At 57.2% G+C, this 16,573-nt stretch carries 13 protein-coding genes; 10 read left to right on the top strand and 3 right to left on the bottom strand.

The genetic code is table 11. From position 1 onward, the window contains the following. Positions 1 to 156: 156 nt before the first annotated feature. Both D2E25_RS03995 and D2E25_RS03990 read right to left on the bottom strand, forming a co-directional pair. Positions 157 to 1,530 (bottom strand): hypothetical protein, encoded by a 1,374-nt coding sequence (locus tag D2E25_RS03995; protein WP_125980031.1) that lies wholly within the window; start codon positions 1,528 to 1,530, stop codon positions 157 to 159. 4 nt (positions 1,531 to 1,534) lie between these two features. Next, positions 1,535 to 2,209 carry a response regulator transcription factor gene (locus D2E25_RS03990; protein ID WP_125980028.1) on the bottom strand — a complete coding sequence of 225 codons (675 nt, stop codon included), beginning with the start codon at positions 2,207 to 2,209 and terminating at the stop codon, positions 1,535 to 1,537. Positions 2,210 to 2,438: 229 nt separating this feature from the next. Here D2E25_RS03990 and D2E25_RS03985 point away from each other — a divergent pair, with 229 nt between their 5' ends. Then, positions 2,439 to 3,179, top strand: a complete 741-nt coding sequence (locus tag D2E25_RS03985) for a hypothetical protein (RefSeq protein ID WP_125980026.1) — start codon at positions 2,439 to 2,441, stop codon at positions 3,177 to 3,179. A gap of 114 nt (positions 3,180 to 3,293) precedes the next feature. Here the strand turns inward: D2E25_RS03985 and D2E25_RS03980 are convergent, their stop codons facing one another. Further along, on the bottom strand, positions 3,294 to 5,159 hold the full coding sequence (locus D2E25_RS03980) for an AMP-dependent synthetase/ligase (RefSeq protein WP_125980024.1): 1,866 nt from the start codon (positions 5,157 to 5,159) through the stop codon (positions 3,294 to 3,296). Positions 5,160 to 5,594: 435 nt separating this feature from the next. Between D2E25_RS03980 and pdxS the strand changes: the two genes are divergently transcribed. The 9 genes from pdxS to D2E25_RS03935 all read left to right on the top strand — a co-directional run bounded on the left by pdxS (position 5,595) and on the right by D2E25_RS03935 (position 16,573). Then, positions 5,595 to 6,470: a pyridoxal 5'-phosphate synthase lyase subunit PdxS gene (gene pdxS, locus D2E25_RS03975; protein WP_125980022.1), complete on the top strand. Its 876-nt coding sequence runs from the start codon at positions 5,595 to 5,597 to the stop codon at positions 6,468 to 6,470. An 84-nt stretch (positions 6,471 to 6,554) separates the two neighbouring features. Beyond that, a complete protein-coding gene (gene pdxT / locus D2E25_RS03970) occupies positions 6,555 to 7,175 on the top strand; it encodes a pyridoxal 5'-phosphate synthase glutaminase subunit PdxT (protein ID WP_125980480.1) in 621 nt (206 codons plus the stop codon). A 344-nt stretch (positions 7,176 to 7,519) separates the two neighbouring features. Continuing rightward, on the top strand, positions 7,520 to 8,854 hold the full coding sequence (locus D2E25_RS03965) for an ABC transporter substrate-binding protein (protein WP_125980020.1): 1,335 nt from the start codon (positions 7,520 to 7,522) through the stop codon (positions 8,852 to 8,854). A gap of 201 nt (positions 8,855 to 9,055) precedes the next feature. Beyond that, entirely contained in the window at positions 9,056 to 9,997 is a 942-nt protein-coding gene (locus D2E25_RS03960; protein WP_125980018.1) for a carbohydrate ABC transporter permease, read from the top strand. Positions 9,998 to 10,094: 97 nt separating this feature from the next. Continuing rightward, positions 10,095 to 11,072, top strand: coding sequence for a carbohydrate ABC transporter permease (locus D2E25_RS03955; RefSeq protein WP_125980016.1), 978 nt, complete (start codon positions 10,095 to 10,097; stop codon positions 11,070 to 11,072). Between the two features lie 162 nt (positions 11,073 to 11,234). After that, positions 11,235 to 13,370: a beta-galactosidase gene (locus D2E25_RS03950; RefSeq protein WP_125980013.1), complete on the top strand. Its 2,136-nt coding sequence runs from the start codon at positions 11,235 to 11,237 to the stop codon at positions 13,368 to 13,370. 148 nt (positions 13,371 to 13,518) lie between these two features. Further along, on the top strand, positions 13,519 to 14,577 hold the full coding sequence (locus tag D2E25_RS03945) for a LacI family DNA-binding transcriptional regulator (protein ID WP_125980011.1): 1,059 nt from the start codon (positions 13,519 to 13,521) through the stop codon (positions 14,575 to 14,577). A gap of 184 nt (positions 14,578 to 14,761) precedes the next feature. Next, on the top strand, positions 14,762 to 15,646 hold the full coding sequence (locus tag D2E25_RS03940; protein WP_125980009.1) for an aldo/keto reductase: 885 nt from the start codon (positions 14,762 to 14,764) through the stop codon (positions 15,644 to 15,646). Positions 15,647 to 15,835: 189 nt separating this feature from the next. Next, positions 15,836 to 16,573, top strand: a complete 738-nt coding sequence (locus D2E25_RS03935; protein ID WP_125980007.1) for an HNH endonuclease family protein — start codon at positions 15,836 to 15,838, stop codon at positions 16,571 to 16,573.

The raw sequence follows: 16,573 nt of genomic DNA, 5'->3' as shown, positions 1-16,573 counted from the left end.
TCGACGTACCTTCGTACGCCTTCCCTCGGTGCGCCTTGAAGTCGCACGCGTCAATCAGTGACGGCAAGCCGTCATTAAATAACGGAGTAAGGAGGGCTGTTCCGATTGTGGAACAGCCCTCTGTGTATTGTGGCGGAGCCAATGGTCAGCCATTATTCAGGTGAGAGGCAACTTAAGCAGAGTCGTCCAAGTGCTGCCGGTGGAGTCGACGGTGAATTCGCCGCCGAGGGATTCGGCCGTGGTGCGGCAGCGAACGAGACCGGTACCGCCGCTGAGCACTGATTGTGCATACGCGGCCGATTTTGTATGGGTGGGCGATTCCGTAGACGCGGCTAACTTGGTGCTACTGGCCGCTTCGGCGTCGGCAGCCGGTTCCGCGTTTCTCATGCCGTTCGACGATGACAGCGTTGCCAGACCGGCCTCCAGTGTGACGACGATGCAATAGCCGGCCGTCGCGTCCGCGTACTTCATCATATTGCCGACAATCTCATGCAATACGTCCAATAGTGCCGACTTACGTGCAGCCGTGCAGGAACAGCGCACAAGGCCGCCGATGATGATGTCGCCATCCAATCCCTGCGCATACAGGCGGGCATGATACCGGTCGGCCAGTTCGCGCAGCTCGTCGGCAGTGAGCAGATCAAGCGGTGCAGCATAGCCATAATCGTTACGATGCTCTGCGCCATGATCGGCACCAGCGGTGGAGGCATTCTCATGTTCGCCAACGTTGCCATCGATGACAGCGTTGCCAGCATCCGATACAGCTCCGGACGGCGACGAGGAAGAACCATCCAAACCAGCGATCAGCGTGCGTACTTTGACCAAGGAATCCTGTGCGCTTTGCACGATGAGACTGACGATTGAAGCAATCGACGCAACGTCGCTGCCGTCGCGAGCGTTGTCATCATTGGAAACGCTGTCATCATCAGAACATGTTGGCTCCAATTGACGCGCGAGCAGCAGAATCGTCGTCAAATCATTCGCCACCGAATGATGTAACTGCGCCGCCAGCTGCTGATCAGCCAGCCGCCGTAGCAATACGGCCCGTTCGCGCTCCTCGCGCTCATGCCGCTCCTGCCAGCTCATCGACGAGCCAATCCACAGCGCTACCATCAGGAACGCTGCGGTGGCGCACACCGTGGTAATCACCGCCGAATCCCACGGATACAGCCATATGCGCGATGCAGCCGCCGCCTCCGCCATAACCGATGCGGCCAGCGCTGAGCCGATGCGCAGGTACGCCATCACCGTGATTGCCATCAGCAGGCAGAACAGCAGCGAGAACGCTGTCGTTTGCGGGATGACACAATGCACGACCCAGAGCAGCACAATCGTCCACCCGCCGATGCGTGGCGCCAGCGACATCAGCAGACACGCGCACACTGACAGCATTGCGAACAGGATGCCCGTGTCGCCAAGATTGCCCTGCGAATACAGGTACACAGTTTCGATAATCGCTGGCAGTGACGAGCAGGCCAGCAGCGCCCGCGTACGCCCATCGGCGAGCAGAAGCTTATCGTTCCTCGCCATCGTGTTACATCCTCAAATATCGGCGGCACAACGCGACCGCTTCATCGCGATCGCGAGCATGGAGCTTATCGCGCACGCGAGCCACTTGCGCGAAAATCGTGCCTTTGGAGATGTGCAGCGCGTCGGCGATCTCATCGGTGGACCGGCCGTCGGCATACAGGCGCATGATGGCGGCCTGCTGCGCAGATAATGCAAACGATCGCTCCACTGGGGATGTTGCGGGCTCCGAAGAATCCGTGGACACCGAGGAAGCTGCGAGCGAGGCAGATGATGGACGCGCGGGCGCGGATTCGCGTCGCAAGTCGCCCACTGTTGCTCGAATCATGGCGGTAATAGCGGCGATATCGTCTTTACTGATCACATCCCGTGCGCCAGCGGCACAGGCGGCGTTATGGTACACCTGCGGATCGTAGGCAGTCACGCCGATCATCGCGAGATCGGGCGCCCACCGACGTACGGCGCGGCACACGTCGATGCCGGTCATGTCAGACAATGCCATATCCACCAGCAGCACATCGGGGCGATCATGCGCGGGGATACATCGCTGAATCGCGGCGGCGCCCAATTGCGCAGTCCAACGCAACGCAAACCCTTCACGGGCAAGCAGCGACGATAACGCCATTAATGCCATGCGATCGTTGTCAACAATGGCGATGCTCGTGCGCGCTGTTTCCGTCATGGCTCAAGTCTATGCCGCACATGTATGCACGCTGGTATTGATGTCATGCGGCGCATGTCACGCGCTGTCATGCGCCGTAGCCGCCGCCGTACGCTGAAGATATCAACGATCAACGGGGCCAGCAAAGGCCACGGGAATCGGGAGCGGGAAAGACGCCTGCGTACACGAACTATGCAGTTCGCGCGAAAACGCTATATGAGCTGTCATTCCCCGCGGAAAGGAGGCTGACATGGACGGCAAGACGACGAAGAGGCGCAACGGCGAGTGTTTTCATGATCTTGTAAACCGGATGCGCGGTGACGCGCGCGGCAATGATACTGGTGGTGAAGTCACACGTGGTAAACGCCCCGCATGGTGGTATCTGCTCGCGGCGTTCCTCGTATTCGCGCTGTTCGTGACGGGTGCGTTCGCTTGGCAGACCTCTACGATGGTTACCGCGCAGAAATGCTACGACGAGCTGGTCTCACTCGACCCGAACATCACTGTTGACGAGCTGAAAGCCAAGGGTTACATCTACAACGGCCGCGCCGAAAGCGGCTGGGCGGGCGTCGACGACCGCGACTACCCATGGTATGTGCTGCGCAAGCCGAGTGCGCAGATCAATAAATTCATCAGCGACGTACGAGCGAACCGGGAGTCGGTGCTCAGGCTCTACACCATCGATGAAGATAATGAAATCGCCGTACGACTACTGTGGTACGACCCGACGGTTGAAGATTCGTGGGTGAGCGGCTGGACAAATTCCAGCGTGACCGTCAAGCTTGACGGCAATGGGCAGATCCGCCAATGGTGGTGGAAGCACGGCGGTATGACCGACCCAGACAAGCGCTTCTCGCGTGACATCGAACAGCAGTCAGACGGCGATCGAACCACGATAGTGTTGCACAACCGCCCCAAGCAGTATACAGACGGCTCGGCGACCATGACCGTGCATCCGTTGGCTGCGGATGAGGTGCTCTACAGCTACTGACATGCAGCTAATGAATTACATGTTGTGCAACAGCATTAATACACTGGTGGCGATCATTGCAACTCAATTGCAACGATCGCCACCAGCATGTCAGCAAATAATCAGCGCACGCACTCAGTGCTTGCCGGCATACAGTTCATTACTAATAACACCCGCAAACACGCGATTCACCGCAGGGCGCACCACCTTCAGCGACGGCGTCAAACACTTGTTATCCTGCGTAAACCGGTCGGCCAACACCACAAACTTACGCACCGATTCAGCACGCGAAACCGTCGCATTCGCACGATCCACATACTGCTGAATCTCATCATGCACTTCAGTCAGATTTGCAACCTGCGCAATCGGCATGTCAGCATCGAACCCATGCAACGGCAGCCAAGCCGCCAGCCCCTCCGGATCCAGCGTCACCAATGCGCCAATAAACGGGCGGCCATCACCCACTACAACCGCATGCTCAACAATCGGGCACTTGACGATCTCCTGCTCCAGCGGAATCGGCGAAACATTCTTGCCGCCGGCGGTAATAATAATGTCCTTCTTGCGGCCAGTAATCGTCAAACGACCATCAGCATCCAGCGAGCCAAGATCACCCGTGTGCAGCCAACCATCCGACGTAAACGCTTCCGCAGTCTTCTCAGGAAGATTATGGTAACCGCGGAACACGTTCTCACCACGCACCTGCACCTCGCCATCATCAGCAATACGCACCGACGAGCCCGGCGCAGGCTGACCAACCGTGCCAATCACATTGTCATGCACGCGCGTCACCGTAAACGGTGCGGCCGTCTCCGTCATGCCATAGCCCTGAATCATCGGCAAGCCAATACCCGCATAGAAATGCGCCAAATCAGGGCTGAGCGGAGCTCCACCACACGCCACATAGCGAATATTCGGTCCCAATGCGCCACGCACCGTGCGATACACCAGAGCCTCATACGTTGCACGCTCAGCAATCGCCTTCGCAGAATGCGGCTCGCCAGCCTGCTGAGCGCGGCTCCACGCGCGCGCCGCTTCGGCAGCCTTCGCAAACAAACGGCCCTTAAAACCAGCGCCAGCCTTACGCGAAGCCGCGTTATACACCTTCTCAAACACACGCGGCACGCCAAGCAAATACGTCGGACGGAACGAACGCAAATCCGGTAGCAGCGACTTCGTATCCGGCAGATAGCCCACCACGCCATCATCAGAACCAATCGAACAATACTGGATGTAGCGCGCGAAGCAGTGCGCAAGCGGCAAGAACAGCAGCAGACGCGGATGATCGTCACAAATCACTTCAGACAAGCACTCATAACCCGCGCGCACAATCGACAGAAAATTACGATGCGTCAACTCCACGCCCTTCGGCGCACCCGTTGAACCAGACGTGTACACAATCGTGGCGAGATCATCCGCACGCGTGGCCTCAATGCGCGCATCCAGTTCCTCATCAGAAACCGTCACGCCAAAGCCCTGCAATGCGCCAAGCGCATTACCATCCAACATCAGAATCTGCTTCAACGCCGGGCAATGATCCTTCACCGAGTCAAGACGGTCGAAGCGCTCGCGATTATCAGCAATAGCAAGCTTGACATCGGAATCATTAAGAATGCGCTCGGCTTGCGCGGCGGAATCAGTATCGTAAATCGGCACGTTCACAGCGCCAATCGCTGCCAGTGCAAAATCGAGCACACCCCACTCATAACGCGTGGAAGAGAACAGTGTCACCGCATCGCCCTTGCCAATGCCGAACGCGATCAAGCCTTTAGCTACATCGAGCACGAGCTGGTGGAATTCGCCGGTGGTGATATCGTCCCAGCGGCCTGGTCCGAGCTTGCGCGAGGCGATAATCGTGTCTTCGCCGGTGCGTTCGATGCGCTCGGTAAGCAGGCTGTACAGCGTTTCGTCGTCGTTGACGATAATCGAGCCGGGAGTAGTGTATTCGCGAATGGTGCCAGTGGAGGGGTTGGTAACGATGCTGGCGGATGCTGCTGTCATAAAAGTCCTTCGTGCGGTGTGCCGCGGATAATGATGGTATTCGTATGCCGTCTTGTTCCACCGTTCAGGTTACGTTACCGTAGCCGCGCGTGACGTTGTGAGGTTGTACGAATCGGGGTGCGGGGTTTTGTGGCCGGCATACAAGGGTGGGTGCAGCTGGCAGAGTGAGTGAGGGCGCGCGCGGGGATGGCGTGTTTACAAGGTACGAGCGGCGGCGCGCATGCCGACGTAAAGGGATATTGAGTGTGTTGATAACCGATTATCGATTTTCATTATTGTCGCAATTTGGGCGTCGGGCGTGTTCGCTGTGCGCGCGCACCTAGCATTGTGGCTTGTATGCCCGCGCATGGATGGAATCATGCCGGCAAATCGCCGGTGGGGGATGCGCGGGCACAAAGGAACCCAGGGCGTTTGGCGCCCGGAAAGTGGGAGAATATGGCTGAAAACCGAGCGGAGCTCAACAAGAACCTCGCACAGATGCTCAAGGGCGGCGTGATCATGGATGTCACTACGCCTGAGCAAGCGCGTATTGCCGAGGATGCGGGCGCGTGCGCAGTGATGGCGCTGGAGCGTATTCCTGCTGATATTCGTGCGGCTGGCGGCGTTTCGCGCATGAGCGACCCGGCGATGATTAAGGGCATTCAGGAGGCCGTTTCTATCCCGGTGATGGCCAAGGTGCGTATTGGCCACATCGCTGAGGCGCGCATTCTGCAGGCGATTGACATCGATTACATTGACGAGTCTGAAGTGCTCTCTCCGGCTGATGACGTCTACCACATTGATAAGACCCAGTTTGACGTGCCGTTCGTGTGCGGCGCGAAGAACCTGGGCGAGGCGCTGCGCCGTATCGCCGAGGGCGCTGCGATGATTCGTACCAAGGGCGAGCCGGGCACTGGTGATGTGATTCAGGCCGTGCGCCACATGCGCACGATGAACAAGCAGATTCGCGAGCTCGTTGGTCTGCGTGACGATGAGGTGTTCGAGGCTGCTAAGCAGCTCGCAGTGCCGTACGATCTCGCCAAGTACGTGCATGACAACGGCCGCTTGCCGGTGGTCAACTTTGCTGCTGGTGGCGTGGCTACTCCGGCCGACGCGGCCCTGATGATGGAGCTTGGCGCGGAGGGCGTGTTCGTCGGCTCCGGCATCTTCAAGTCTGGCGACCCGGCTAAGCGCGCTGCTGCTATCGTCAAGGCGACCGCTAACTGGCAGGATGCTGACCTGCTCGCGAAGCTCTCCGAGAACCTGGGCGAGGCAATGGTTGGCATTAACGAGGACGAGATCCAGACGATTATGGCCGCCCGCGGCGAGTGAACTTTCCTGCACATTCCATACGCCCGGTGGTGGTGCTTATGCATGCCGCCGGGCTGAGGATTAATGGTTCAGAGAGGAAAGCCAATGGTTGTAGCCGTTGAATACATTTCCAAAGAGGAATCTGACGACGCTGAAAGCGCCCAGCATGGTGTGACCGGCATTCTTGCAGTGCAGGGCGCGTTTGCGGAACACGCGGCTGTGCTCGATAAACTTGGCGCGCCGTGGAAGCTGCTGCGCGCGGCTGAAGATTTTGACGATTCGATCGATCGTGTGATTCTGCCCGGTGGTGAATCCACTACGCAAGGCAAGCTGCTGCATTCGACGGGCTTGTTTGAGCCGATCGCTGCTCATATTGCTGCTGGCAAGCCGGTATTTGGCACGTGCGCGGGCATGATTCTGCTGGCTCGCCGCTTGGAGAACGACGATAACGTGTACTTTGGCGCGCTTGATGCAACGGTGCGCCGCAACGCGTATGGTCGCCAGCTTGGCAGTTTCGCAGGCGTTGGATCGTTCGGTGATATTACCGATTTTCCGCTGGTGTTCATTCGTGGCCCGTTCGTTTCCGAAGTTGGCCCTGATGCCACGGTAGAGAGCGAAGTCAATGGCGATATCGTGGGATTGCGTCAAGGCAATATCATTGCCACCGCATTCCACCCCGAATTGACGAGCGATACTCGTATCCACGAGCTGTTTTTAGGGCTGTAACCCTTCGAGGTGGGGCAACCCATAATGCAGTTAAGGCCGTATGCCTGCTTGTTTGATGATGCAAGCCGGGCATACGGCCTTTGTTATGCCTTGAAACGGCAGTAGGCCCGGAAGTAGGTTGGGTTTCCCCGGGCTTACGGTCACTTTGGGGTGCTGAAGTGGCATTATGCCCGGGAGAGATTTCAGGGTTTATGCTAATCCGCTATTTTTGCGGTGTGTCTCGCGTTTTGACAAAGTGGTACATCGGTGTATCATAGAGGCATGGTACACGGGTGTACCAAACAAAACACCCAAGGAAGGTGCCTGACGGAGAACGGACTTCGCCAAGCAAAAAGGAGACAGAAATGCGCAACGTCAAGAAGGTCATCGCGGCAACGGCAGCCGTGGCAACCCTCGTCGGTCTGGCCGCCTGCGGTTCCGGCAGCAACGGCTCCTCGGCTGATACGGATACCGACAACGCCAAGGGCGAGATCGTATTCTGGGGCTGGGGCAACGGCATCAAGGAGACCATCGCCGCCTTCGAGAAAGCCAACCCCGGTATCACCGTCAAGTACAACAGCACCGGTACCGCCGCTGATACCGCCACCGCTCTGCAAAACGCCATCTCCGCCGGCAAGGGCGCTCCTGACGTCGTGATGCTCGAAGACCCGACCGTCACGCAGTTCGCCGTCGACGGCAGCCTCATCGACCTCTCGCAGTTCGGTGCCGACAAATACGAGTCCGACTTCGCCGCCGGCCCGTGGAACAAGCTGCAGTATGGCGGCAAGCCGTACGCGCTGCCGATTGATTCCGGCCCGGAAGTCTTCTTCTACAACAAGGCCATCTTCGACAAGGCCGGTGTGGACGGCGAATCCATCAAGACGTGGGACGACTACTACGAGGCCGCCAAGAAGATTCACGCCCTCGGTGACAACTACTACATCACCAACAACTCCGGCGATGCCAACGCCTACCAGCCGTTCACCGCACAAGCATGGCAGGCCGGCGCCAACCCGTGGAAGGTCGATGGCGAGAACATCACCATCAACATGACCGAGGATGCGGGCATGCAGAAGTACATCGACTTCCAGCAGAAGCTCATCGACGAAGGCTTGGTCAACACCAATATCGCCAACTGGTCCGACGATTGGAACCGCTCGCTGAACGACGGCACCACTGCTTCGCTGATCATCGGCGGTTGGATGCCTACGAACCTTGAATCTGGCGCTCCTGATCAGAAGGGCAACTGGCGCGTTGCTCCTCTGCCGCAGTGGAGCGAAGGCGATCAGGTTTCTGCTGAAGACGGTGGCTCCGCACTGGCCATCCCCGAGCAGTCGAAGAACAAGGCTGCAGCTTACAAGTTCCTCGAGTTCCTCACCCACGGTGACGGCGCGCAGGTTATGGCCGACAACGGCACCTTCCCGTCCCTGAAGAAGATCCTGAATGATTCTGACTTCCAGAGCGCTGAAAACGAGTACTTCGGCGGCCAGCAGGTCAACAAGGTGCTGTGCGAGGCTGCGAACCTGCCTGTGACCAAGTTCCAGTACCTGCCGTACAACCCGTACGCACAGTCCCAGTACGGTGACGCGATCGCTCCGGCCTACCAGGGCAAGATCACCCTCAAGGAAGCTATGGCCAACTACGCCAAGCTGCTGGGCGATTACGGCAAGCAGCAGGGCTATAACGTCACGGTGAAGTGACGCTTGGCGCTGGAAAACCAGCGTCATGGATAACGAGCATGCGGCCGGTCTTACCTCTCCTTCACCCGGCCGCAATGTAACTAGGGCGGGGGCGCCCTGTGCGGCGTCCCCGTTTTTTCATGCCCGCGAAAGAACGCGGGAACGTCAAGGATTGTGGCGGCGCGCAGATACGCGGCGCAACGTATACCAAGGAGTGACATTATGTCTCAGTCGTCAGCGACTTCGTCAGTGGGTCAAGGCGCCGCCCTGCAGTCGTCTTCTGCGCGTGTGAATCGGCATCGTGCTGATTGGCGTGGTTGGAAGTTTATGTGGCCGTTTGCGGTTGTGTTTGTGTTCGTGTTTATCGTGCCGATTGTGTATGCGATCTATATCAGTTTCTTTCAGAAGAAGATGATTGGTGGCACGGTATTCGTGGGGCTCGCGAATTATGCGCGTTTGTTTGGCGATACGCAGTTCTGGAGCAGTGTGGTTAGGGTCGCGTTGTTTACGATTGTTCAGGTGCCGATTATGTTGTGCCTGGCTGCTTTGATGGCGTTGGCGTTGGATTCGATGAAGCTTCATGGTACGAAGTTTTTCCGTATTAGTACGTTTTTGCCGTATGCGGTGCCTGCTGTGGTGTCGACCATGATTTGGGGTTTCGTGTATGGCGCGAAGTACGGTCTGGTTGGAAGCCTGAATGACTTGTTGGGTACGAATATTGACGTGTTGGCTCCGAGCGTCTTGTTGGCCAGTATTGGCAATATTGTGACGTGGGAGTTTACGGGTTATAACATGTTGATCTTCTACTCCTCGTTGTCTACGATTCCGCATTCTTTGTATGAGGCTGCTTCGATTGATGGTGCGTCTGAGTGGCAGATTGTCAAGTCGATTAAGTTGCCTGAGTTGCGTGGTTCGTTGGCGATTACGGTGATCTTCTCGATTATTGGTTCGTTCCAGTTGTTTAATGAGCCTTCGATTTTGCAGAATATGGTGCCGGGTAATGCGATTACGACGTATTACACGCCGAATATGTATGCGTATAACCTGAGTTTCACTGGTAACCAGAGTAATTATGCGGCAGCACTGGCGATTGTGATGGCTGTGATCACGATGGCGATCGCGTATGCGGTGCAGTTGAACAGTATGAAGGAGCAGATGAAGTGATCTGCCGAATACTGGTTTCGGACGTAGTGAAATCGCAACAATTGAAATCGTTCGTGCTGACGATGTCGTCAGCCAAAATCGCGAAGGAGCGTGCGTGATGAGTGAAAGCATGTCGCTAAAAGAGCAAGAAAAAGCCGCTAAGCGCGCTGAAAAAGCACGTCAAAAGCGCGTCGAACTCGACGAAAAAGCCGAGCGCAAGCGTGCTGAAAAAGCTGGCTTCGCCAACGTCAACAATCCGCGCCGCTCGAAGCTGCTCACCTTCGTCTGCGCTCTGTTCGCCGTATACTGCCTGTTCCCGTTCGTATATCTGATGATCAACGCGACGAAAACACAGGCTGATTTCACCTCCACATTCGGTATGGGCTTCGGCCGCAGCTTCGCCCTGTGGGACAATATCGTCACTGTCTTCACCTATCAGGACGGTATCTTCGCGCGCTGGCTGCTCAACACGCTGCTATACGTGGTGATTGGCGCTGGCGGTGCAACCTTACTGTCGATTATGGGCGGCTACGCTCTCGCGAAGTTCCGCTTCCCAGGCCGAAAGCTCGTGTTCGCGATCATCATCGGCGCAATCTCAGTGCCAGGCATCGCGTTGGCTGTTCCGCAGTTTTTGTTGTTCGCGAAACTGGGGCTCACGAACACGCCATGGGCCATGATTATCCCAAGCCTGGTCTCAACGTTCGGCTTGTACTTGATGTGGATCTTCTCCGATCAGGCCGTGCCAGATGAACTACTCGAAGCTGCGCGCGTTGACGGTGCCGGCGAAATGCGCACCTTTTTCCAGATCTCGCTGCCGCTGCTCGCGCCCGGTATTGTTACGACCGCATTGTTTACTATCGTGGCGACGTGGAATAACTACTTCCTGCCGTTGATCATGTTGAAAGATGCCGACTGGTATCCGTTGACGATTGGTTTGAACCAGTGGAAGGATCAAGCCAGCACCGCTGGCGGCCAAGCCATCCAGAACCTCGTAATCACTGGTTCTTTGATTACGATTATCCCGTTGGTGATCGCGTTCCTGTGCTTGCAAAAGTACTGGCAGTCCGGTCTCGCCGCTGGCGCCGTCAAGGAATAATCCTCACGGTTTCACCAAATCACAGCACCCCACATACACTCGTTGCTGGCGGATCGTGATCGGAGCTTTGCCACAAAGCGCAACGCCAACCGGCACGATCCGCCAGCAACAGTCTCATACGCCGTATCCGGCATTGAACAAGGAATTGAAAAAGGAGCCATCATGGCCGAACGCAGAACGTTTCGCTGGCCGGCACTGCTGACGCCCGACGGGCGCGGCATCGCGTACGGCGGCGACTACAATCCCGATCAATGGCCGGAAGAAGTCATCGACGACGACATTCGCCTCATGCAGCGCGCGCACGTCAACACCGTAGCCCTCGCCATCTTCAGCTGGGACAAGATCGAGCCGCGTGAAGGCGAATTCACTTTCGACTGGCTCGATCACGTCATCGACAAACTTGGCAACGCTGGCATCGCCGTCGACCTCGCCTCCGCCACTGCCTCCGCGCCAATCTGGCTCTATAACCAGCACCCCGAAGTACTCCCCATTGACCGGTATGGGCACGTTGTCAACGCTGGTTCACGCCAATCGTGGCGCCCTACTAGCGCAGTCTTCAAGCATTACGCGCTCACCCTGTGCCGTCAGCTCGCGCAGCATTACAAAAACAATCCATACGTCACCGCTTGGCATATGGGCAACGAGTACGGTTGGAACAATCGCTACGACTATTCCGACGACGCACTCGCCGCCTTCCGCACATGGTGCGAGCGCAAATACGGCACGATCGAAGCGCTCAATAAAGCCTGGGGTACCGCGTTTTGGTCGCAGCAGGTGAACTCGTTCGACGAGGTGCTTCTACCGCGCCACATGGGCGGCGATGCTATGGTCAACCCGCCGCAACAGTTGGATTTTGAGCGTTTCGGCAACGATATGCTACTCGATTTCTACCGTGCTGAACGTGACGCAATCGCACAAATCTGCCCCGACAAGCCGTTTACTACAAACTTCATGGTCTCCACCGACCAGTGCACGATGGATTACGCGCAGTGGGCTGACGAAGTGGATTTCGTCTCCAACGACCACTATTTCCATGAGGGCGAATCGCACGTGGACGAACTGTTCTGCTCTGATGCATTAATGGATTCGCTGGCGGCCGGCAAACCGTGGTATGTGATGGAACATTCCACGTCCGCAGTGCAGTGGAAGCCGTTCAACGCGCGCAAACGCAACGGCGAGCTCATGCGCGATGCGTTGGCACACGTGGCAATGGGCGCCGATGCGATCAACTTTTTCCAATGGCGGCAGTCTGCCTCTGGTGCAGAAGCGTTCCATTCCGCGATGGTGCCGCACGCGGGGGAGGATTCCAAGATTTTCCGCAGCGTATGTGAGCTTGGCAAGACGCTGAATGAGCTGTCCGAGGCTGGCATGCAAGGCAGTGTGCTGCAGCGCGGTGATACGGCGATTCTGTTCAGCGCCGAATCCGAATGGGCTACGCGCAGTCGCACGCTGCCAAGCAGCAAACTCAACCATTGGCATGATGTGCGCGACTGGTATCGTGCCGCGTTGGACGCTGGCATGCGCGCAGACGTAGTACCGCTGGCCTACGACTGGTCTGCGTATCACACGATCATACTGCCTACGGTGATCGTGCTCGCTGACGCAGATGTGCGCCGTATCGCAGATTTTGCCGCGGCTGGTGGCACGGTGATTATCGGATACGCTACCGGCTTGGTTGATGACTGTTTCCATGTTGGACTCGGCGGCTACCCGGGTGCGGGCGGCGGTTTGCTGCGAGAGATGCTCGGCGTGCGCGGCGAAGAATTCAATATTGTGAACGAGTCGAGCGTTGCGCGTGACGGTAGCGACGACGATGCGTGCGCAGCTGCCGATGACCCGGCTGCCATCGCACTGTCTAATGGTGCGATGACTCGCTTGTGGCAAACCGACGTGACCACTATCGCGCCACATACGACCGTACTAGCTTCCTACCAAGGCGCTGCAGCTGCCGACTGGGAGTTGGATGGTACGCCTGCTGTAACCAGTCACCCGTATGGTGCGGGTACGGCGGTGTACGTTGGATGCGATCTTGAGCGGCATGACATTGCGCAGTTGCTCGAGTCACTGGCGAACGTGATGAATCATACTGAGACGGCGAACCCGAGCGTTGTGCACACTGTGCGCGAATCAGCTGACGGTCGCATGCGATTCGACTTCTATGTCAACAGAGTTAGCGCGCCGATTGCGCTCGCAAACGTTGTCGGTGAGCCGATCATCACATACCGTTGCGATCGCACATCCGATGGCACGTTTGCGTTGGCGCGCAACGGTGTACTCGTGACCAAAACGATGCGATAGTCATACGAACGGCTGGCCGGCTCGTGAAAACACTGAGACGCTGGGCAGCCGTTGATATTGGCGCTGTGATCGGCTCGTCGCGCTACCCAATGGGTAGAATGGCGACGTTGGTGTATCGCGTTGGTGGGTGTATCGCAAGGAGGATGCCGTGAGCGAGACCAAGTCGGAGCCGAAAAAGCGCGTTACTCTGCGTGATGTAGCGCAGGCTGCTGGTGTTTCGCTCAAAACCGCGTCAAACGTGATTAACGGATCCGGTCGCATGACCGACGAGACGCGCGCCAAAGTACAGCAGGTCATCAAAGATCTTGACTATCGCGTTAACGTGGCTGCTCGCAATCTCAACCGTAACCATACCGGGTTCATTACGCTCGCTGTCCCTTCGCTGACGCCATCCTATTTAGCTGAACTGGCCAATCGCGTCATCGACGCCGCGCGCCAATTCGACTATTCCGTTTACGTCACTACCTACGCGGAAGGCTCTGCTAAAGGTGCTCGCACGCTGCTGGAAAAGTTTAATTCCACCGTGTCTGATGGCATGATCCTCTCGATGAGCGAGGTGGAAGACATTAGCCCTGAAGATCTCGAGACTGATTTTCCCCTAGTCGTAGTAGGCGCGCGCACCACGTGGGGCAAGGCTGATCACGTAACCCCTGATGATGTTGACGCGGCTGCGAAGGCTGCCGGCTACCTTTTTGACCATGGTGCTACATCGCTTGCCGTGGTGGGTGCGCGTGGCAAATACGATGAGGCGACGCTGTTAGGGGCTGTAGAAGGCAACGCGCAGCTGCGTTTGCGCGGTGTGATTGAAGAGTGCCGCCGCCGCGGTAAGCATCTTGACCCGCGCTTGGTGGGCAATGTTGAGCAAGTATGGACTATTGGCTCGGGTGCGCGTGCCGCTCAGCAGCTTATTGATACAGGGGTTCCGTTTGATGGCGTGGTGGCCTTTAACGACCAGCTGGCTATCGGCGCGCTGACGGCAATGCGCGCGCACGGCATTGATATTCCTGGCCAAGTGCAGGTGATTGGCTTCGATAACAGTGAGGAAGCGCAATACTTGCAGATTCCACTTACCACGATGGATTCGCGACTTGATTGGACGGCTCCGATGGCGGTCAAGCGCATTCTTGGCCGTATTCGCGGTGAGATCACTGAGCCGGAGCTCATCACCACCGAATCGCAGGTCATCGCACGCGACAGCACGCGCTAACATCCCGGGCATACGGTCGGTTTGCACGCTAATAGTGGCCGTATGCCCGGGGGTGCCCAGAAACGAAGATGAAGTGTGCACGATGTGGCGCGCGGTACCGTCAACAGCGCAGCACCGTATATGATGACGTATTAGCTATGTCGAACATGGACGCATGGAACACCCAAGCATAAAGGAGTCGAGTATGATCGGGACCAGCGACCTTGCTGCGGCCGCCGCAGCTGCAAGCGTGCCTCAGATTGAGCTGAACGACGGCAATAGAATCCCCCAGGTTGGCCTGGGTGTGCTGCGCATCGATGATGATGACGTGGCGCCAGTCGTAGAAACAGCTCTAGCTATTGGCTACCGTCACATCGACGGCGCTGCTGGCTACAACAATGAGGGTGGTCTCGGCCGAGCGTTCGCTGAATCCGGATTCAATACTGAGCAAAAGCGCGGCAAGCTGTGGGTAACCACTAAGCTGCGTGATTCCGAGCAGGGTTATGATTCCGCGCTTGAAGCATTCGACCGTCAGATCGGTTTGCTGCAGCTCGACTATGTCGATATGTACATGATTCATTGGCCTACGCCGTTCGATTGGCGTTCTGCTGATACGTGGAAGGCGTTTGTGAAGCTGCGCGATGAGGGCCGCGTGAAGACGCTCGGCGTGTGCAACTTCCTGCCTGAACACTTGGAGCGTTTGCACCAAGAAACCGGTGAATGGCCGGCTGTGAACCAGATCGAATTGCACCCGACCTGGCAGCAGCGTGACGTAGTCGCCTTCTGCAAGGAGCATGGCATCGCTGTCGAAGCATACTCGCCAATGGCTCGCGGCGCTGACCTCAACGCTGGCGACGGTGTAATCGCAAAGATTGCGAGCGCGCACAACGTGTCTCCGGCTCAGGTAATCCTGCGTTGGCATATTGAAAACGGTACGATTATCATCCCGAAGTCCGTGCACACTGAGCGTCTCAAGCAGAATCTCGACCTGTTCGGTTTTGCGCTCACGTTGGAAGAGCATGCGGCGATTGATGCGCTTGACGGTCCGAAGCGTGCGGGTCATGATCCGCGCACGTTCAGCTACTCGTGATCTTGTGATTTTCTGATCAGCGCGAGCCACTCCGGCTTGTGAGAGCATACGCAGGCATTACTGGCTTGCGCGTCTGATATGCTGTTGGCCTCCCCATTCACGGGGAGGCCAACGTGTTGTTGGGGCACGTTGTATCAATGACGATGACGTTGTGATCTTGCAGATCGTGCAAGCAGGAGGGGATAATACATGGCTCGTCGTACGCATTTTCGTCCACGTCGATTCCGCGGTACTGGGCCGTTTGAGCGCCTGCTGATGCTACTCGTCATCGCTGCGGTAGTAGGCATTACCGCAGGTCTTATTCTGCCTAAAGTCAGTCCGACTGTCGGCGAGATCACCGGTGAATACACGGCGTCCGGCCCTGCTGCTGACGCGCTCGAACAGCTCACTATTGACGATCAGCAAAGTGGTGCCGGCTACGATCGTGACTCATTTGGCTTCCGTGAAACCGACGATGATGGCAACGGGTGCGATGTGCGCGACGATGTGCTCGCACGCGATCTTACGAACGTGATCTTCAGTGCAAGCAAACGTTGCCGCGTAGAATCCGGAACCTTGCAGGACCCGTATACTGGCCAAACGATTGACTTTGTGCGCGGCGCAGGCACGAGTTCTGCCGTGCAAATCGACCATGTGGTAGCGCTTGAAAACGCGTGGCAATCGGGTGCACGTGACTGGGATCGTGCTAAGCGTGTGCGATTCGGCAATGATATGGTCAACTTGCTTGCAGTAGATGGTCCTGCCAACCAGGAGAAAGGGTCAGCGTCTGCTGCCTACTGGCTGCCGACGAACAGTGAGTACCGATGCGATTACGTTGCGCGCCAAATCGGCGTAAAAACCAAGTATGCGCTCACAGTTACTACGGCAGAAAAGCGCGCGATGTTGGCAGTATTACGATCCTGCCCCACGCAGCAGCTACCGCAATAA

The sequence above is a fragment of the Bifidobacterium goeldii genome (assembly GCF_003951095.1).
Taxonomy (GTDB): Bacteria; Actinomycetota; Actinomycetes; order Actinomycetales; family Bifidobacteriaceae; genus Bifidobacterium; species Bifidobacterium goeldii.
Note: the sequence above shows the minus strand (reverse complement) of the source record. Positions and strands in the feature narration are given on the sequence as shown.